Source organism: Bacillus sp. N1(2025) (assembly GCF_053470005.1).
Genome location: NZ_JBLTJB010000004.1, coordinates 368,341 through 386,619 on the forward strand (window position 1 = coordinate 368,341; position 18,279 = coordinate 386,619).

17 protein-coding genes are annotated in these 18,279 nt (G+C 47.8%); 4 read left to right on the forward strand and 13 right to left on the reverse strand.

The window, feature by feature from the left end:
• The first annotated feature begins 52 nt into the window (after nt 1-52).
• From ACNFN4_RS12265 to ACNFN4_RS12275, 3 genes are all read left to right on the forward strand, one after another.
• A complete protein-coding gene (locus ACNFN4_RS12265; RefSeq protein WP_014417291.1) occupies nt 53-1,567 on the forward strand; it encodes a mechanosensitive ion channel in 1,515 nt (504 codons plus the stop codon).
• A 132-nt stretch (nt 1,568-1,699) separates the two neighbouring features.
• Nucleotides 1,700-2,134 (forward strand): nitric oxide-sensing transcriptional repressor NsrR, encoded by a 435-nt coding sequence (gene nsrR, locus ACNFN4_RS12270; RefSeq protein ID WP_007610306.1) that lies wholly within the window; start codon nt 1,700-1,702, stop codon nt 2,132-2,134.
• Nucleotides 2,135-2,312: 178 nt separating this feature from the next.
• A complete protein-coding gene (locus ACNFN4_RS12275) occupies nt 2,313-3,767 on the forward strand; it encodes a C40 family peptidase (protein WP_014417290.1) in 1,455 nt (484 codons plus the stop codon).
• Between the two features lie 44 nt (nt 3,768-3,811).
• Here the strand turns inward: ACNFN4_RS12275 and ACNFN4_RS12280 are convergent, their stop codons facing one another.
• The gene (locus ACNFN4_RS12280; RefSeq protein WP_029973217.1) at nt 3,812-4,135 is read right to left on the reverse strand and encodes a DUF3889 domain-containing protein; all 324 of its coding nucleotides are present in this window, start codon (nt 4,133-4,135) and stop codon (nt 3,812-3,814) included.
• Nucleotides 4,136-4,325: 190 nt separating this feature from the next.
• Here ACNFN4_RS12280 and ACNFN4_RS12285 point away from each other — a divergent pair, with 190 nt between their 5' ends.
• Nucleotides 4,326-4,568 (forward strand): YhdB family protein, encoded by a 243-nt coding sequence (locus tag ACNFN4_RS12285; protein ID WP_003155335.1) that lies wholly within the window; start codon nt 4,326-4,328, stop codon nt 4,566-4,568.
• A 14-nt stretch (nt 4,569-4,582) separates the two neighbouring features.
• Here the strand turns inward: ACNFN4_RS12285 and ACNFN4_RS12290 are convergent, their stop codons facing one another.
• The 12 genes from ACNFN4_RS12290 to ACNFN4_RS12345 form a co-directional block, all read right to left on the reverse strand.
• The gene (locus ACNFN4_RS12290) at nt 4,583-5,107 is read right to left on the reverse strand and encodes an NADPH-dependent FMN reductase (protein ID WP_448200201.1); all 525 of its coding nucleotides are present in this window, start codon (nt 5,105-5,107) and stop codon (nt 4,583-4,585) included.
• The gene (locus ACNFN4_RS12295; protein ID WP_448200202.1) at nt 5,104-5,751 is read right to left on the reverse strand and encodes a response regulator; all 648 of its coding nucleotides are present in this window, start codon (nt 5,749-5,751) and stop codon (nt 5,104-5,106) included. Before ACNFN4_RS12295 ends, ACNFN4_RS12290 begins: the two co-directional genes overlap by 4 nt.
• Nucleotides 5,751-6,887: a GAF domain-containing sensor histidine kinase gene (locus ACNFN4_RS12300; protein ID WP_014417287.1), complete on the reverse strand. Its 1,137-nt coding sequence runs from the start codon at nt 6,885-6,887 to the stop codon at nt 5,751-5,753. The genes ACNFN4_RS12295 and ACNFN4_RS12300 overlap by 1 nt, the downstream gene beginning before the upstream one ends.
• Nucleotides 6,888-7,030: 143 nt before the next feature.
• Nucleotides 7,031-8,773, reverse strand: coding sequence for a phospho-sugar mutase (locus ACNFN4_RS12305; protein ID WP_014417286.1), 1,743 nt, complete (start codon nt 8,771-8,773; stop codon nt 7,031-7,033).
• Nucleotides 8,774-8,912: 139 nt separating this feature from the next.
• On the reverse strand, nt 8,913-10,580 hold the full coding sequence (glpD, locus tag ACNFN4_RS12310; RefSeq protein WP_014417285.1) for a glycerol-3-phosphate dehydrogenase: 1,668 nt from the start codon (nt 10,578-10,580) through the stop codon (nt 8,913-8,915).
• A 138-nt stretch (nt 10,581-10,718) separates the two neighbouring features.
• Nucleotides 10,719-12,209: a glycerol kinase GlpK gene (gene glpK / locus ACNFN4_RS12315; RefSeq protein WP_095060939.1), complete on the reverse strand. Its 1,491-nt coding sequence runs from the start codon at nt 12,207-12,209 to the stop codon at nt 10,719-10,721.
• A 16-nt stretch (nt 12,210-12,225) separates the two neighbouring features.
• Complete coding sequence (locus tag ACNFN4_RS12320) at nt 12,226-13,053, reverse strand: MIP/aquaporin family protein (RefSeq protein WP_021494903.1); 828 nt, start codon at nt 13,051-13,053, stop codon at nt 12,226-12,228.
• Between the two features lie 172 nt (nt 13,054-13,225).
• Nucleotides 13,226-13,801, reverse strand: a complete 576-nt coding sequence (locus ACNFN4_RS12325) for a glycerol-3-phosphate responsive antiterminator (RefSeq protein WP_448200203.1) — start codon at nt 13,799-13,801, stop codon at nt 13,226-13,228.
• A 16-nt stretch (nt 13,802-13,817) separates the two neighbouring features.
• Nucleotides 13,818-15,170, reverse strand: coding sequence for an aminotransferase (locus ACNFN4_RS12330; RefSeq protein WP_448200204.1), 1,353 nt, complete (start codon nt 15,168-15,170; stop codon nt 13,818-13,820).
• A 242-nt stretch (nt 15,171-15,412) separates the two neighbouring features.
• On the reverse strand, nt 15,413-16,951 hold the full coding sequence (locus tag ACNFN4_RS12335) for a bifunctional GNAT family N-acetyltransferase/carbon-nitrogen hydrolase family protein (RefSeq protein WP_007408451.1): 1,539 nt from the start codon (nt 16,949-16,951) through the stop codon (nt 15,413-15,415).
• Complete coding sequence (locus ACNFN4_RS12340; protein ID WP_003155347.1) at nt 16,944-17,633, reverse strand: HAD family hydrolase; 690 nt, start codon at nt 17,631-17,633, stop codon at nt 16,944-16,946. Before ACNFN4_RS12340 ends, ACNFN4_RS12335 begins: the two co-directional genes overlap by 8 nt.
• 127 nt (nt 17,634-17,760) lie before the next feature.
• Nucleotides 17,761-18,183 carry a CBS domain-containing protein gene (locus ACNFN4_RS12345; protein WP_007408449.1) on the reverse strand — a complete coding sequence of 141 codons (423 nt, stop codon included), beginning with the start codon at nt 18,181-18,183 and terminating at the stop codon, nt 17,761-17,763.
• Between the last annotated feature and the right edge of the window lie 96 nt (nt 18,184-18,279).

The window sequence follows — 18,279 nt, forward strand, 5'->3', positions numbered from 1 at the left end:
GTAAGTGGGTAAAACACACACCATACCCCAAAAAGAAAAGGAGCGATTCTACTTGAATACAGCAGACATGCTTACGACGTATCTCAGCAAACTCCCGAATCTGATCATTGCACTGCTCGTCCTGCTTATCGGCTGGGGCATTGCCAAAATCATTGAAAAAGCCGTATACAAAGGCCTGCAAAAAACAAAAATCGACGACAGGCTGTTCGCCGAAAAAAAGCCGGCGCGCTATTCCTCAGAAAAAGTCATCAGTAAAGTCATTTATTTTATCGCATTAATCATCGTTTTTATTCTATTCTTTAACATTCTGCATCTGACAACCGTGGCTTCGCCTTTTGTCAGCATGCTGTCAGCGATAACGGCGGCTGTGCCGAGCATTTTAAAAGCCGGCCTGATTCTGCTGTTGGGCTGGGCGGCCGCTTCGCTTTTCAGCTATCTCGTCAAAAAAGCGGGCATGAAACTCGCTGAAAACGGCCGGCTCAGAAAATGGACAATGGTGTCTGAAGAAGCGGAAATGAGCAGATCCGTTACGGCCGCTTCACGAATCGTTTTTTACTTCGTCTTGCTCTTGTTCCTGCCCGGCGTCTTGGCCGCTCTCCAAATCAGCGGAGTATCAGGGCCGTTTACAAATATGATCCAAAGCGTTTTGTCCTTTATACCGAAATTATTCGCCGCGGCGCTGATTGTTTTAATCGGCTGGCTTGTTGCCCGTCTCGTCCGTGATATCGTCACAAACTTTCTGGCGAGTATCGGCACGGAAAGGCTTGCCGCACGTATGGGGCTTTCTATTTATCTGAAGGATACAAGCCTGTCGGCAATCATCGGAACGATTGTCTACGTGCTGATTTTCATTCCGGTGATCATCTCTGCGCTTGACCGGCTTGATGTGGCGGGTATTTCTGAACCGGCGTCAGCCATGCTGCACACGGTCTTCACAATGCTCCCTAATATCATCATCGGTATTGTGCTGATCATCGCCGGCATCTGGATCGGAAAATGGGTCAACAGCATTGTATCCGGGCTCTTGCACCGGGCCGGTTTCGACTCTCTTCTCGGTAAAATGGGCTTTGAACAGGCGGGTACCCCGAAGCTGACGCTTTCTCAGACGGTCGGAATGATTGTTCAGATCATCATCGTCCTGCTCTTTACGGCAGAGGCGCTGCAGCTTGTCCATCTCGAATTTCTCGTCGTTATCGCAACCGGTATTATCGCTTACCTGCCTAATGTTCTGGCCGCTGTATTTATTCTCGGAATCGGGCTTTTGGCCGGACAGCTCGTCAGCAGGCTGCTTGCCGGCATGCTGAGCGGAAAGGAATTCAGATTCCTGGCGCCGCTTGCGAAATATACCATTATCACTCTTTCAATCTTTATGGCGCTGGATCAGCTCGGTGTCGCCGACACGATCGTAAATGCCGCGTTTATTCTGATTCTGGGCGGTTTCGCGCTTGCCTTCGGACTTTCATTCGGTCTTGGCGGAAAAGAATTCGCCTCCCGTTATCTCGCAAAATTGGATCGCAAAATTGAAAAACATCAATCGGCTGACGATCGTAAGCCGCCGATGTCTTAACGAAAAAAACGTGTGCTCAGAAGGAGCGCACGTTTTTTTTTGAGTTAAAGGGGCAAATTCCTTTTTTTTCATTTTAAATTCATATATGATAGACTGTAACAGAAGCAAAATCTCTTTTTTCGAGGTCATTCTATGAAATTAACGAACTATACCGATTATTCTTTACGCGTTTTAATTTTTTTGGCTTCCAGACATTCCGACGAACTTTCCAACATAAAAGAAATCGCAGATACTTATTCCATCTCTAAAAACCACCTCATGAAAGTCATTTACCGCCTCGGACAGCTCGGATATGTCGAAACGATCCGGGGCCGGGGAGGCGGAATCCGATTAGGAATGACACCGGAAGACATAAACATTGGAGAAGTCGTTCGAAATACAGAAGACGACTTTAACATCGTAGAATGCTTTGACTCCAAAAAAAATCTCTGTATTATATCTCCCGCCTGCAACTTAAAGAACCTTCTGAATGAAGCCCTGCAAGCTTACCTGGCCGTTTTAGACAAATATACGTTAAGGGATCTGGTCAAAAACAAAGAGGAGATTATGAGACTGCTCAGAAGCTGAAGGAATGTCCGCATTCCTTCTTTTTTTATGCCGGCATAAGAAAAAAGGACTATTTCTATTAATATGATAAACGATTGCAGACAAGTGCCGATATAAAGATTATCATTACTGATATCCTCACCTTGCGGCTGCAACGAATGGGGATAGAAAAATTATCGCAGGAAAAGGGAGATTCACTATGAAAAAAAAGGTAGCGGTCGGTTTGACTGCATCTGCGATCGTCGGGTCTGCGTTAGCTGTAACACCGGCAGAAGCACAAACGATTAAGGTTAAAAGCGGAGATTCATTATGGAAGCTTGCCCAAAACTACAATACAAGCGTGGATGCCATTACATCAGCGAATCATCTAAAATCCACCGTTCTTTCTATCGGGCAGACGCTCAACATTCCTAACGGCAAATCAGATTCCGGCAGCAAAAAGCCATCTTCAAAGAACAGCGGCACGACTAAAAGCGTTTATACAGTGAAAAGCGGAGACTCGCTGTGGCTGATCGCATCTGATTTTAAAATGTCCGTACAGGAACTGAAAAAATTGAACGGTCTGACAAGCGACTTAATCCGCGCCGGACAGAAGCTGCAAGTGACGGGGAAAGTTTCCTCAAGCACCGATCAGAAAAAAACCGCTCCTGGCAGCAGCTCAAACAGCAGCAAAAATCAGTCATCATCTTCCGGGACGTATAAAGTCAAACTCGGTGATTCCCTATGGAAGATCGCAAACAGCGTCAATATGACCATTGCGGAACTCAAAGTATTAAACAACTTAAAAACGGATACGATCTACGTAAACCAAGTCCTGAAAACAAAAGGAACGTCTTCTTCGGGAAACACGCCGTCAAAAGACAATTCAAACCAAAATAAAAACCAGACGCAAACGTCCTCTTATACAGTAAAAAGCGGAGACTCACTCTGGAAAATCGCAAACGCATACAATATGACGGTTCAGCAAATCAGAAGCATCAACAAACTGACGTCAGACATGCTGCGGGTCGGACAAGTGCTTAAGCTGACCAAAACGTCATCTTCCGGCTCTTCGACTTCACCGTCAACTCCGAACCAGTCCGGAGATACAGGGAAAACCACTACATATACCGTGAAAAGCGGGGATTCTTTATGGGTTATCGCCCAAAAGTTCAATGTGACCGCCCAGCAGATCCGCGAGAAAAACAATCTGAAAACAGATGTTCTTCAAATCGGACAAAAGCTGACGATTACCGGGCAGCAGACAAACACGACACCGAATCAGTCCGGCAACACAGGCGGCACAGGTTCAACAAGCGCGAAGATTAATGTAATGATCGATGCCGCAAAAGCTCAACTGGGCGTACCGTATGTATGGGGCGGGACAACGCCGAGAGGCTTTGACTGCAGCGGTTTCATTTATTACGTTCTCAATAAGGTCACTTCTGTATCCAGACTTTCAGCCGCAGGCTACTGGAATACGATGACATCAGTCAGCCAGCCGGCGGTCGGTGACTTTGTCTTTTTCTCAACTTATAAAGCCGGACCTTCCCACGTCGGTATTTATCTCGGGAACGGCCAGTTTATTAATGCCAACGATTCGGGTGTCGTTATTTCCAGCATGAACAATTCCTATTGGAAACAGCGCTACCTCGGCGCAAAACGTTTCTTCTGATATCTGACAAGCTGTACGGCCTCAATTAGGCTGTGCAGCTTTTTTTACAGTCTGAAAATATTAATGCTGATCACGTGTTTTGTTACGGGATGGAAATACACTTCAGCACGGGATGAAAACGTTTCTTTTGTTGTTTGCACCGTTACGCGAAACACATCTTTCGTCTGTTCCCGGTTCACTTTTGTACGGCCCATGTACGAATAATCAGTAAGCTCGGCCCCCTTGTATTCACGTTCAAGCTGGTTCCATGCGAGCTGCTCCCATTTTTCAACTGATGGATCAAGGTGTTCTGTATGCCCTTTTTCAGAGATCGAGGCAATGAGAATGCCGCAAAACAAGAGGGCAAGCGCAAATGGAAGGGATTTCATCTTATGTTCTCCTGAGTCGTTTTTTGTCAATCTTAGCGTGTCCAAAGAAGAGACGGATATGCGGTTTTATTTTATGTCTCCCTCATATTGCTATGCCGCAGTGATAAGGACACCAACTTTTCCCCCGTTGCATCCGGGCTTCAGCGGCATAAACTAACGGAGAACTTCTCATTGAAAGGAGAAGCGTTAGATGGATCATGCCGATTATGACAAAGCCTTGTATTACACACACCGATCTCAATGGGACAATTTGTTAATATTGATGGTTCGTACAAAAGATGATTTATTATCAAAGCGTATTGAGCACTTTCTGCACGCGTATCATTTCGAATATGATCATGCGGTGCTTGAAAAAGAGCTGTATTCTCTTCTCGGGTATATTGATCATGCGACAGAGCTCGCTTATGAAGATCAATTAGCCATGCTGACATAAAAACAATCCCGGCGTCAGACGCCGGGATTTCTTGTGTTTGTGAACATATTCAGCTCTTCGATCATCTCTTTCAGGCTGACCGCTATATCCTCAGATACGGTCCGGCGCTCCATGTCAATGTGAATCGGGTCTAAGACCAGCTGTTTCGGGATGACATTTGCATAAACGCCCCGCATGACCGTCCGCATATTCGCCAGCGCGTTCATGCCTCCTTTTCCTCCGCCCGCCGCGGCAATGATTGCCACCGGTTTGTATGCCCAGTGATCGCTGCTTAAAAAATCGATGGCGTTTTTTAAAGCGCCGCTCATGCCGCTGTGATACTCGGGAGATAATAAGACGACGGCCGCCGACTTTTTCACCTGCCGCCTTAACTCTTGCACTGAAGGCAGCTCGTTCTGTTCTTCTTCACCGTTATAAAGCGGCAGTTCACTTTCGCTCAAATCAATAAAATCGGTATGAAACCGATCTCTGATATAAGAAGCGGCAATTCTAGTCCGCCCGTTTTTTCTCGGTGTTCCGCTGATCACTAATATGCTCATAATTTTACCGCCTTTCCAAAAATATTATATTTTACCGCATACAATGCCGCCTGCGTCCGATCGGAAAGATTCAGCTTTGACAGCAGGTTGGATACGTGGGTCTTCACTGTTTTTTCAGAAATACACAGTGCCGCCGCAATTTCCTTATTGCTTTTCCCTTTGGCTATTTCTTGAAGAACATCTTTTTCACGGGGGGTCAGCTGATAATATTTTTCCTTATCCTGATCATCCTGAACCATATGGGTCAGCACGTGAGGCACAATATCCGCCGACAGCCGGTAACGTCCGGAATACACTTCCCGGAGCGTTTTCACTAAGTCATCGGGCTGGGCGTCTTTCAGCTGATATGCTTTTGCGCCGGCTTTAAGGGCGGGAATGACATGCTCCTGATCAGAATAGCTCGTCAAAACGACGATACTGATGTCCGGAAATCGTTCAGCCGCAATTTTTGCCGCTTCTATGCCGTCCATATCAGGCATTGATAAATCCATCAGAATGATGTCCGGCTCCGTCTTTTCAGCTTGCTGAAGCGCTTCAGCACCGGTGGACGCCTCACCGACAACTTCAATGTCTTCCTGAGTGGCGAAGAAATAGCGCAGTCCTTTGCGGACAACGTGATGATCATCAGCAATCACAATTTTCATCAATCAGACCTCCTGTCCCGAAACGGAAGCCGAACGGAGACAATCGTTCCGGCGCCAAGCTCGGATTGCAGTGTAAAGCGGCCTCCGATCGCTTCAGCCCGCGCTTTCATGCCGGCCACGCCGAGCGATGGGAGCACAGCGTGCGCATCAGCGCTGAAGCCCGCTCCACGGTCGCTGATGTGAAGCTCAGCGCAATCCGGCTTTTTAACGGCGGAAATGATAACCCGGTCCGTTCCCGCATGCTTTTTACAGTTATTCAAGGCTTCCTGGGCGATCCGCCAAAGCGCGTGTTCCTGTTCATCCGTAAGCTCCAGCTCATCCTCCATTTCACAAACGGCTTCCAGGCCGATAAGAGCGGCATAGCTTTTGATCGACGCATACAGCCCTTTCGTCAAACTTTCCGGCTTCAGCTGCCAAATAAGCGCCCTCATTTCTGTTAGCGCATCCTGAGACAGCTCTTGAATAAACGTAATCATCTGCCGGAGTCGATCATCATCTGTAAAGCTCTTTGCGGCTTTTGCCGTTAAGCTGACAGAAAACAGCATCTGATTGACGGAATCATGCAGCTCTTGCGCAAGTCTGCTTCGTTCCATCAACAGGGCGTTCTGCTGCTCAAATTCGGCCAATTTCATCCGCTGAATCGCCGTTCCGATTTGAAATGCAACCGCTTCAAGCAGATGCAGTTCTTCTTCGTTGAAAAATGTCTTTTCACTTGCGGCGACGTTTAATAAACCGAACTTCCGGCCGCCGTCCTCAAGCGGTACGGTCGCATGATGGGTAATGCCCTCCGTATCGCGGCAGTTCGTCGTCTGTTCCGCAAATTCAATCCGTTTACAATTCATTATGTTTACGGCTTTTGTCAATCCGCCATTGCTGAATTTGGTAAGACAATAGCATTCCCCGCTGCACATGAGTGCATTTTCCCGCTGACCGAGAGCCGGCGGTAAATAAGCGGATGCGGCGAGCGTATAAGACCCGTCCGGCTCAATCAGAAAAATCCACCCTGTCTGCAGCCCGGTCAGGCTGAGCAGTTCGCGGAGCACTTTATCAAGCGCTTCCTTTAAATCGTGGCTTTGGTTTAAGGTTTCCGCAATCGCTTTTAACGTTTTTAACGTTTCTACCGTCGTTTTCGTCAATTTCCCTCACTCCGGCCAATCAGAATTATCCATATTATATCAATTCTTTTCTGTATATTCCTTTGTTTTCAGCATGAATTTTCCTCATACTTTCGGATGAGACGTAAAAAAAACCGCCGGATGTCGCTTCCGGCGGTTGTTGTTTATTTCGTATTTTCCACTATGCCATCCACCGTTTTCATGACGGCTTCAGATAATGCGGCAAGACGCTGTTCGCTGTCTTGTAAAGAAGTTCCCTTCACGGCGAAATAGAACTTCACTTTCGGCTCCGTTCCCGATGGACGAAGGCAGAACCAAGAGCCGTCTTCAAGGAAATATTTCAGGACATTTGACTTCGGAAGATCAATATCTTCTTCACGATGATCGGCAAATACAGTCCGTTTTCCCGTTGAATAGTCCTCAGCCTGTGTGATTTGTTTTCCGGCCATCTGCTTCGGCGGATCGTTTCGGAATGAAGTCAGGATAGCGGAAATCTGCTCTGCTCCCTGTTTTCCTTTTAACGTCAATGACTTCAAACCTTCACGGTAATAACCGTATTCTTTAAAAATGGACAGCAGCGCGTCATAAAGAGACATGCCCTGCTTTTTATAAAAGGCGCATACCTCGACGGCTAACAGCGCAGCCTGGATCGCGTCTTTGTCACGCGCGAAATCGCCGATTAAGTAGCCGTAGCTTTCTTCATACCCGAACTGGAACGTGTATTGGCCTGTTTTTTCATATTCTTTGATCTTTTCACCGATAAATTTGAAGCCTGTCAGCGTGTCAATCGTATCTAACCCGAACGATGAAGCGACGGCGCGGCCCAATTCGCTCGTGACAATCGTTTTCATGACGACACCGTTTTCAGGAAGGGTGCCCTGTTTTTTCTTCTCGGAAAGCAGGTAATGCAATAAAAGCGCGCCTGTCTGGTTTCCCGTCAGCACTGTGTACTTGCCTTCGCTGTTTTTTACGGCAATGCCGAGACGGTCGGCATCCGGGTCCGTAGCGACGAGAATATCGGCATTTTGTTCTTCTCCGAGTTTAATGGCATATTCGAATGCCGCGTGCTCTTCCGGATTCGGCGATTTGACGGTTGAAAAATCCGGGTCCGGCAGCTCTTGCTCCTTTACGACGGTGACGTTTTTGTAACCGAGTGCTTCAAGACCGCGGCGTACCGGTTTATTTGCCGTGCCGTGCAGCGGAGTGAACACGACGCTGACATCCACTTCATCCGAAAGCTCGGGATGTACGGAGATGGAAGTCAGTTTTTCAGTATACGGTTTATCAATTTCTTCACCGATTATTTTAATCAAACCTTTTTCTTTCAGCGACTGTTCATCTTCAACTTGAATCGTTAATTCATTTTCTATGGCATTCACTTCCGCAATGACGATGTCCGCTTCTTTCGGCGGCAGCTGTGCGCCGTCATCGCCATACACTTTATATCCGTTATATTCAGGCGGGTTATGGCTGGCCGTCACGACGATACCGGCATAAGCGTTCAGCTTTCTCACCGCAAAAGACAGCTCAGGCGTCGGGCGGAGCTCATCAAATACGTATGTTTGAATGCCTTGGGAAGCAAGGGTTTTTGCAGCTTCCATCGCAAACTCAGGAGATTTATGACGGGAGTCGTATGCGATCGCAACCCCTCTTTTTTTCGCGTCTTCTCCCTGTTTTTCGATATACGCCGCAAGTCCGGCGGATGCTTTGCGGACCGTGTAAATATTCATCCTGTTCGTACCCGGCCCGATTTCTCCTCTCATGCCTCCTGTTCCGAACTCAAGATTTTTGTAGAAAAAATCTTCCAGCAGCTGCTCGTTTCCTTCTGCGTCCGCCAATAATTTTTTCAATTCTGAATCTAATTGTTCGGCCTGATTCCAGCGTTCGTAGCTCTTACTCCAACTCATGTTCGTCCTCCTATAATTTCAGCTTATGACCATATTTTAATATGAATCGGCTGCCCGTGTCACTTGATAACCTAACCAAATGCTTTATGTAAGAAGATAAAAGAAGGGCTCATGCCTTTTCGGCACAGCCCTCCGGTTATTATTGTTCGAGCGGAACAACCGCGTCGTGCAGCAGCGTATTTAACCACTCAGTGTGTTTTTCTTTCGTTGCGTCATTCCATTGGAATCGGTCGCTCATGTAATCAATCACGGCCGTTTTATACGTTTGCACCCATTTGATGTCGAAGAACAGTCTTCCCGTTCTGCGGACGAAGAAATCGGCAGGTGTCGCAGCCATTTCTTCTTCGATGCTGTAAGCCGCTTCAGCCAGAATGTGAACCGGAATCTGGCGTTTTTCCGCTTCGTCTTTCAGACCTTCAATCCGGCTGAATACATTTTCAACGTTAGAGCCGTATCTGATGGCTAACTGCTTAGCGGTTTCCTGTGATAAACCGATTTTCAAGCCGTCTTTTGTCTTTGCTTCCACAAATGACTCGAAGTTTTTAGAGCCGCCGACATGTCCGCCGGAAATCGGCATCGTCTTCGTCTTGCAGCCGCCGAAGTCCTGGCCGCCCTCTTCTTTCAAGCGGTCGCGGACAAGATCGACAATGTGCTCAGCCATTTTACGGTAGCCCGTCAGTTTTCCTCCGGCGATCGTAATCAGGCCTGATTGAGATGTCCAGATTTCATCTTTACGGGAGATCTCAGACGGGTCTTTCCCTTCTTCGTGAATAAGCGGTCTGAGGCCGGCCCAGCTTGATTCAATATCGTCCGCCGTAATGTTCAGTTCCGGGAACATATAATTGATGGAGCTGACGACATAATCGCGATCCTGCACCGTCATGCGCGGATGCTCAAGTTTTTGTTTGTAAACCGTATCGGTCGTACCCACGTATGTTTTTCCTTCACGCGGAATGGCGAACACCATCCGGCCGTCCGGTGTATCAAAGTATACCGCCTGTTTAAGCGGGAATACGGATTGGTCGAATACGAGATGGACCCCTTTTGTGTGCTGAAGATGTTTTCCGCTTTTACTGTGGTCTTTTTCTCTCAGCTCGTCGACCCACGGACCTGTCGCATTGACGATTTTTTTGGCGTAAACTTTGTATTCCTTGCCTGACAGCAGATCTTCAATTAAAACGCCGACAACTTTTCCTTTTTCATAAAGCAGTTCTTTCACTTTAGAGTAGTTGACAGGCTCCGCACCGAATTTAACGGCTTCTTTCATGACTTCAATCGTCAGTCTCGCATCGTCCGTCCGGTACTCTACATAATAGCCTCCGCCTTTTAAGCCGTCTTTTTTGACGAGCGGCTCTTTTTGCAGCGTTTCTTTAGCAGACAGCATGCTTCTGCGCTCTGATTTTTTTACTCCCGCTAAATAGTCATACACACGCAGGCCGATAGAAGTAGAGAATGAACCGAACGTGCCGCCTTTATGAAACGGCAGCAGCATCCATTCCGGCGTCGTGACGTGCGGGCCGTTTTCGTACACGATGGCACGTTCCTTACCGACTTCTGCAACCATTTTGACTTCAAATTGCTTCAGATAACGCAAACCGCCGTGGACAAGCTTTGTGGATCGGCTTGATGTGCCGGCCGCGAAATCCTGCATTTCGCTCAAAGCGACTTTCATTCCCCTTGAAGCTGCGTCAAGCGCCGTACCGGCACCCGTAATACCTCCGCCTATAATAAACAGATCGTATGTTTTTTTAGTCATGTCTTCCAGCATATGATCCCGTTCCAAACTTGAAAATTGGTGATTCATCATTACGTTTCCTCCTTGTTGTCACGGTATAGAAAAAGAGACCACAACAGCCAAAGCGCATGTCATCACTTTGGTGCTGTGGTCTCTCCTCATCTCAGGACCGTTCCTATTAACTTGTTTTCAGTATACCACATTTTTATCTTATTTAAAAGCCATAGCTGCATTTACTGCTTTTTTCCATCCGCCGTACAATTCATCGCGTTTTTTATCTTCCATTTCCGGTTTGAATTGCTTATCAAGGTTCCATTGATCGGCGATTTCAGTGCTGTCCTTCCAGTATCCGACAGCGATTCCGGCCAAATACGCGGCACCGAGCGCCGTCGTTTCATTAATTTCCGGACGTTCGACCGGCACATCAAGCAAGTCGCTTTGGAACTGCATGAGGAAGTTATTTTTTACCGCTCCGCCGTCTACACGCAATGTTTTTAAAGAGATGCCTGAATCAGCCTCCATGGCATCAAGTACATCTTTCGCCTGATAAGCGAGAGATTCAAGCGTAGCCCGGATAAAATGCTCCTTCGTCGTTCCGCGTGTCAGGCCGAAAACTGAGCCGCGCACGTCACTGTCCCAGTACGGTGTGCCTAATCCGACGAAAGCGGGCACGACATAAACACCGTCAGCGGAATCCACACGCTCTGCGTATGTCTCGCTTTCTTTTGAATCCTGGAACATCCGCATGCCGTCTCTCAGCCATTGGATGGCAGAACCTGCGACAAAGATGCTTCCTTCCAGCGCATACTCGACTTTTCCGTCTAATCCCCAGGCGATTGTCGTCAGGAGGCCGTGATCAGAAGTGATGGCTTTTTCTCCGGTATTCATCAGCATAAAGCAGCCTGTGCCGTATGTGTTTTTCCCCATGCCTTCTTCAAAGCACGCCTGGCCGAACAGCGCTGACTGCTGGTCTCCCGCCGCTCCCGCAATCGGAATGTTTTTACCGAAGAAATGATAATCAACCGTTTTCGCGTACACATGAGAAGACGGTTTCACTTCCGGCAGCATTGATTTCGGCACGCCTAAAATATCAAGCAGCTCGTCATCCCATTTTAATTCATGAATATTAAACATCAGCGTTCTTGAAGCGTTGGAATAATCCGTTACGTGCGCCGCCCCTCCGGACATTTTCCAGATGAGCCATGAATCAATCGTTCCGAACAGAAGATTTCCGTTTTCCGCTTTTTCCCGCGCGCCTTCTACATTGTCAAGAATCCATTTGACTTTCGTTCCTGAGAAATAAGGGTCGATCAAAAGTCCCGTTTTTTCTCTGAATGTATCATTATATCCTTTTTCACGAAGCTCTTCGCAAATGCCGGATGTTTGTCTCGATTGCCACACAATCGCATTGTATACCGGCTTTCCGGTATCTTTATCCCATACGACCGTCGTTTCCCTTTGGTTCGTGATGCCGATGCCGGCAATTTGATCAGCGCTGATTCCGGACTCGGAGATCACAGTCGCGATAACGGCGAGCACCGATCCCCAGATTTCGTTCGCATTGTGCTCCACCCAGCCCGGCTGAGGGAAATGCTGTGTGAATTCCTTTTGAGCGGAATGCACGATTTTTCCTTCTTTATTAAAAAGAATCGCTCTTGAACTTGTTGTGCCTTGGTCAATTGATAAAATATAGGTCTCCATGATGCCGCTCTCCTTTTTAAATATATTCAGAATTTGATAATATTTTCCGTGATTGAGATTTCTTGGTATAAATATAGAGTATGAAAAGCACTACAACCATTATAACGCTTACAAACCAAAAGCTAGGTGTCACATTTCCTTTAAACGCGGCATTGTAAAATACGCCGCCGAACGCACCGCCCATGATCGGACCGACTACGGGAATCCAGGCATATTTCCAATTTGACGGCCCTTTTTTCGGAATCGGCAGAAAGGCGTGAGCGATTCTCGGCCCCAAATCCCGCGCAGGGTTGATCGCATATCCGGTCGTCCCTCCAAGAGAAATCCCGATGGCAACGATGAGGAATCCGACAATCAGCGGGTTCAGCCCTTTTGTAAATTCATTCGCTCCGATTGCCAAAATGCCGAGCACAAGCACAAACGTACCAATGACTTCACTTATCATATTCCCAAATGTATGAGGAATACTCGGGCCGGTCGAGAAAACGCCCAGTTTAGCGGCCGGATCATCCGTCGCCTTCCAATGCGGCAGATAATGAAGGTACACAACAACCGCACCGATCATTGCTCCGATCATCTGCCCCGCAATATAAACAGGGACCTCTTTCCAAGGAAAGCTGCCTTCAAGCGCAAGGCCTATCGTTAAAGCCGGATTCAAGTGGGCGCCGCTGATACTGCCGACGGCATATGCCGCCATGGCTACTCCCAATCCCCAGCCGAATACAATAACAATCCATCCGGATTGGTATGAAAGCGATTTCTTTAAGTTGACTCCCGCACAAACGCCGCCGCCGAAAATAACAAGCAGCATTGTACCGATTACTTCTCCCCAAAATGCTGTCATCATCATTCCTCCTAAATGACAAAATAGCAGGTTTGACAGAGTTATAGAGAATAAAAAACCCACAACAAACCGCTTTACGCTTTATTGCTTCCGTAAAGAGCTGTTGTGGGTCTCCGGGTCTCCATCACATAGTATTAACCTAGGTCTATTGTAACAATGGGTGTAAGCGGTGTCAATCTTTTTTTGTCATAGAATGTTCATATTTAGCCCATAGTTCGGTGTCTGAAGTCGTCACGGCTGTGGCTCCTGCCTGCAAGGCGTTTTCAACGTCCTGCTCCGTGCGGATGAAGCCGCCGGCAAAAATCGGAATCCCCGTCATTTCTTTAATTTCTCTGATTAAAGTCGGAACGATGCCCGGGAGAACCTCGATAAAGTCAGGCTTATGCTTTCCGACGAATTCCATGCTTTTCTCCATGGCGCTCGTATCCAAGAGAAACAGACGCTGGATCGCGTATATTTTCTTTTGTTTCGCTTTGACGATGACTGATGATCTCGTCGAAATGATGCCCGCGGGCCGGATTTCCTGACAAATAAACTCCGCACCGTATTCGTCATGCTTAATGCCGTGAATTAAATCGACGTGAACCATCAGAAGTTTTCCGTGTTTTTTTGCTTCATTCACGACACCTTTTAATTGACCGAGGTGGATATCTAAAATGACGCCGTATAAGAACGGACTTTCTAAAAATGCATCGAATTGCTTCATGTTCCGGATTGCCGGTAGAATCTGCTGGTTGTGAAAACTCATGTTTTACTCCTTTACATTAAAAATCAATGCTCAGCACGCTTTCCTTGACGGTCGAAATGATGAAAGAGAGCTCCTCGTCCGACAGGCAAAAAGGCGGAGACAGCTGAATGACATTATTATATCCCGCTACAGTATCGCCATTTTTCCCGACAAGCAGGCCTTTTTCTCTGCACGCGGTGATGACGTGCTGCACAAGAGCGGCATCAGCGGGTTCCTTCGTGATTTTGTCCTTGACGAGCTCAATGCCGGCAAGAAGGCCCTTGCCCCGTACATCTCCGACCGCCGGATGTTCTCTGAGCGGCTCAAGCTCACGGAGCAGCCTTTCTCCAAGCTCACGGGAGCGGGCGATCAGATTTTCGTCCTCCATCAATTGCAGGTTTTTCAAAGCCAGGGCGCAGGCTGCCGGATTGCCTCCGAATGTATTCACGTGCCGGAAGCGGCCGTACGGCTCACCGCCCGAATACGCCTCAAAAATCTCCCGTTTTACTGCCGTTGCCGACAGCGGCAGATAAGCGCTCGTAATGCCTTTTGCCATTGTGACGATGTCCGGTGAAACGCCGTAATGCTGAAATCCGAACGGCTCTCCCGTGCGGCCGAAACCGCAAATGACTTCATCACTGATCAGAAGCGCGCCGTGGCGGCGGCAAATGTCCTCTACCTTTGCCATATACCCGTCCGGAGGCATCAGTATCCCTCCGCCTGTAATAATCGGTTCCATAATAACGCCGGCAATCGTTTCGCTTAACTCCCACGTCATGATCCGGTCGATGTCATGCGCGCTTTCCAATGTGACGGCATCTCCGGGATTCCGATAAAGATCAGGCGGCACCGCATGCAAAAACCCTTGTGAGAGCGGCTCATATTTATATTTTCTCTGCGCCTGGCCGGTAGCGGCGAGCGCCCCCATCGTATTGCCGTGATAGCCTCTGTACCGGGAGATGAATTTGAAGCGGCTGTGATCGCCGTTTTCAATGTGGTATTGGCGGGCAATTTTGAACGCGGTTTCATTTGCTTCCGATCCGCTGTTGGAAAAGAAGATCACATAATCGCCGCCGAGCCATTCATTCAGTTTTTCCGCAAGCTCAATCGCGGGTTGATGGCTTTGGGTCAGCGGATAATAAGGAAGCTCCTTCAATTGGCTGTAAGCCGCATCGGCAAGCTCCTTTCTCCCGTATCCGATATTGACGCACCACAGGCCTGACATGCCGTCCAAATACCGTCTGCCGTCAATGTCCGTAACCCAGGCGCCTTCCCCTTTTTGAACGATTATGCTGTCATCCGGCTCCGCCCCTTTCATCGCGTGCCAAATCAGCTCTTTATCCTTTTGTTTGAGTGACTGATTTTTTTGTACATGTTCCACACCGCTCATCTCCCTTTCAATATCATTGCACTGTATCGAAAGCTGCCCGGCTTCTGACGCCGATTCTCTTGGTGAAGTTTTCCTCTTAATAAGAATATAAAGGCGCGGCATGGGCGAGTCAATAAAGCGGCGGCAATTAAAAAAACGCTTTCTCCCAGAAAGCGAAAGGGCTACAAGAGCATATCCCGAAACCGGGGCCGGCGCAAGTGTTTTTATAAAAAACCCGCCCCTTAAGCGGAGCGGGCGTTTTTTTATTTCAGGTGCGTAATCCGGTAAATATCTTTGCGCCGGTCTTTCAGCTGGCGCACGGTTCCGTTTTCACGCTGCCTTCTTAAGATTTCAAGGTCCACGTCCCCGATCACGACCATTTCGATATTCGGATTCGTTTCACCGACGATTCCGTCTCTGGCGAATTCAAAATCAGACGGAGCAAAAATGGCTGACTGCGCGTATTGAATATCCATATTTTCTGTTTGCGGAAGGTTTCCGACCGTACCTGAGATGACGGTGTAAATTTGGTTTTCAACCGCTCTCGCCTGAGAGCAGTACCTTACGCGCAAGTAGCCTTGGCGGTCTTCAGTGCAGAACGGCGTAAAGATAATTTTCGCCCCTTGATCGGCGGCAATTCTCGCAAGCTCCGGAAATTCGATATCGTAACAGATCTGAATGGCGATCTTTCCGCAGTCCGTATCAAATACGCGCACCCTGTCTCCGGCGCTGATGCCCCACCATTTCCGCTCATTCGGCGTAATGTGAAGCTTATATTGTTTTTCAATCGTGCCGTCACGTCTGAATAAGTAGGCGATGTTATAAATTTTCCCCTCTTCTTCAACGAAGTGAGAGCCGCCGATGATGTTGACATTATATTTCACCGCCAGATCTGTAAAGAGGCTGATATAGTCCTCGGTATATTCGGTAATCCTCTGAATGGCCAGACTCGGAGAACGCTCCTCGAGAAATGACATGAGCTGCGTCGTGAAAATTTCCGGGAACACCGCGAAATCAGATCTCGCATCGGAAGCCACATCGACATAATATTCAACCTGATTGGCAAATTCCTCGAAGGAGTAAATCTTTTTCATTTCATATTGAATGACGCAAATGCGCACCGGAAATGCCGATTTGTAATAGCGCTTCGACTGCGGCAAGTAATCGACATTGTTCCATTGCATTAATGTCGCATATTTAATGGACGCGGTGTCATCCGGGAGATAATTCGGATTGATCCGCATGAGCGTAAATCCGTTCATCAGCTGGAAAGAAAGCACCGGATCATAAATCTGATGGCGCGTCACCTGTTCGACATAGGCTCTCGCCGTCATTTCTTCCGCATACTTATGATAATTCGGAATCCGCCCGCCGATAATGATGCTTTTCAGATTCAATCGTCTCGCCAAGTCTTTTCTCGCCTCATACAGCCGGTGTCCGATTTTCATCCGTCTGTATTCCGGGTGAACCATTACCTCAATCCCGTACAGATTCAATCCGTCCGGGTTGTGGTTCGTGATATAACCATCGTCTGTAATGTCCTGCCACGTGTGGCGGTCATCATATTCATCGAAATTGATGATCAGGCTTGAGCATGAACCGATAATTTCCCCTTCATACTCGGCGCAAAACTGACCTTCCGGAAAGTGCGCGAGATGGCTGATTAAATGCTCAGGCTCCCACGGCTCCATCCCCGGAAAACAATCCTTTTGCAGCTCAATAATTTTGTTGATATCTTTCTCTTCCATATTCCGTATGACCATTTTCTTTTCAAAACGGGTCAGATCAAGTTTCTCAGACAATGCTGCTTCCCCCTGCCGGTTCGTTTTGATCGTTCAATCGCTGTAAGAGTAATTCAAGTTCCATTTCCGCCATCGATTCCAGTCTGTGATCGTATTCTTCAAATAACAGGGCGCTTGTTACCTTATTCGGGACGATGACACATTTCATTCCGGCGCGTTTGGCTGCGATTGAGCCGTTGACCGAATCCTCAAAGGCCAGACATTCAGATGGTTCAACGCCTAAATGTTCCGCAGCTTTCAGATAGAGCTCCGGATTCGGCTTCACTTCTTCTACGTCGTCAGCCGTCTGAATCACTTCAAATTCATCAAACAGGCCTAATTCCTTCAGATGGCCCGACACCCATTTAAAATCTGAGCTGGAAGCGAGCCCCACCTTCAATCCTAATTCTTTTGCCGCGGCTAAATAAGCTTCCACCCCGGGGCGCGCCGTTTCCGTCTTCATCCGCTGTTCGAAGCGCCCGCGCCTGATCGCCGTCAGTTCATCATGATCGAGCTTTCTTCCCAGCTGCTCCTCTAAATATGCGAATGGCTTAAACCCCGCGGCCGTTCCGATCACCTTTCCCCAGACGGATAAAGGCAATGTTGAACCGTGTTCTTCAAACATTTCCTGCAGCACTTCATATTCATGGGTTTCTGTATCTAAAATTAACCCGTCAAAATCAAAGATTAATGCTTTTATCAATGGTTACAGCTCCTTTAGCTAAACGTACTGACCTATGTATACACTATACCGTGAATTTCTTTCGCGTTCAAAATGTAGCATTCTCACGGAAAGAAGAGCCTGCATGAGTGCAAGCTCTCTTCATCCGTTACTGTGTGTTTTGACTGGAAATATTGGAAAGAGCTGCTCCCGCAGACTCATTTGAACGCTGATCGACCGCTAAGTCTCCAAGCGCAACGATCCCGACCAGATGATTTTGATCGACAATGGGAAGGCGGCGGATTTGGTGTTGGGCCATCAGATGTGACGCCTCTTCAAGACTCATTTCCGGGTTTCCGGATACAACTGCAGAAGACATCACGTGTGAAACAGGTGTTTGGCCGTCGCGGCCTTGAGCCGTTGTTCTCAATGCGATATCACGGTCTGTCAGCATTCCTTTTAATTCCCCTCCGTCAACGACGGGAATTGCTCCGACATTATGCTGGTGCATCAGCGCAGCCGCTTCCTGAATCGTTTGATTGGGAGAAACGGTAGCCACGTGGGTAGTCATTGATTGTTTGATTGAACTCATTGTAAAGCACCCCTTTCGACATTTATTATGCTCGGGGATTTGTCTCATTATAAAGGGAGTTAGAGGAAAGAAATTGTGGTATCATGTCAAGGAAGC

Bases quoted from the DNA above. Each gene is read 5' to 3' on its own strand.
- nsrR (WP_007610306.1), top strand. From the start codon at position 1,700: ATGAAATTAACGAACTATACCGATTATTCTTTACGCGTTTTAATTTTT.
- ACNFN4_RS12275 (WP_014417290.1), top strand. From the start codon at position 2,313: ATGAAAAAAAAGGTAGCGGTCGGTTTGACTGCATCTGCGATCGTCGGG.
- ACNFN4_RS12280 (WP_029973217.1), bottom strand. From the start codon at position 4,135: ATGAAATCCCTTCCATTTGCGCTTGCCCTCTTGTTTTGCGGCATTCTC.
- ACNFN4_RS12285 (WP_003155335.1), top strand. From the start codon at position 4,326: ATGGATCATGCCGATTATGACAAAGCCTTGTATTACACACACCGATCT.
- ACNFN4_RS12290 (WP_448200201.1), bottom strand. From the start codon at position 5,107: ATGAGCATATTAGTGATCAGCGGAACACCGAGAAAAAACGGGCGGACT.
- ACNFN4_RS12295 (WP_448200202.1), bottom strand. From the start codon at position 5,751: ATGAAAATTGTGATTGCTGATGATCATCACGTTGTCCGCAAAGGACTG.
- ACNFN4_RS12305 (WP_014417286.1), bottom strand. From the start codon at position 8,773: ATGAGTTGGAGTAAGAGCTACGAACGCTGGAATCAGGCCGAACAATTA.
- glpD (WP_014417285.1), bottom strand. From the start codon at position 10,580: ATGATGAATCACCAATTTTCAAGTTTGGAACGGGATCATATGCTGGAA.
- glpK (WP_095060939.1), bottom strand. From the start codon at position 12,209: ATGGAGACCTATATTTTATCAATTGACCAAGGCACAACAAGTTCAAGA.
- ACNFN4_RS12320 (WP_021494903.1), bottom strand. From the start codon at position 13,053: ATGACAGCATTTTGGGGAGAAGTAATCGGTACAATGCTGCTTGTTATT.
- ACNFN4_RS12325 (WP_448200203.1), bottom strand. From the start codon at position 13,801: ATGAGTTTTCACAACCAGCAGATTCTACCGGCAATCCGGAACATGAAG.
- ACNFN4_RS12330 (WP_448200204.1), bottom strand. From the start codon at position 15,170: ATGAGCGGTGTGGAACATGTACAAAAAAATCAGTCACTCAAACAAAAG.
- ACNFN4_RS12345 (WP_007408449.1), bottom strand. From the start codon at position 18,183: ATGAGTTCAATCAAACAATCAATGACTACCCACGTGGCTACCGTTTCT.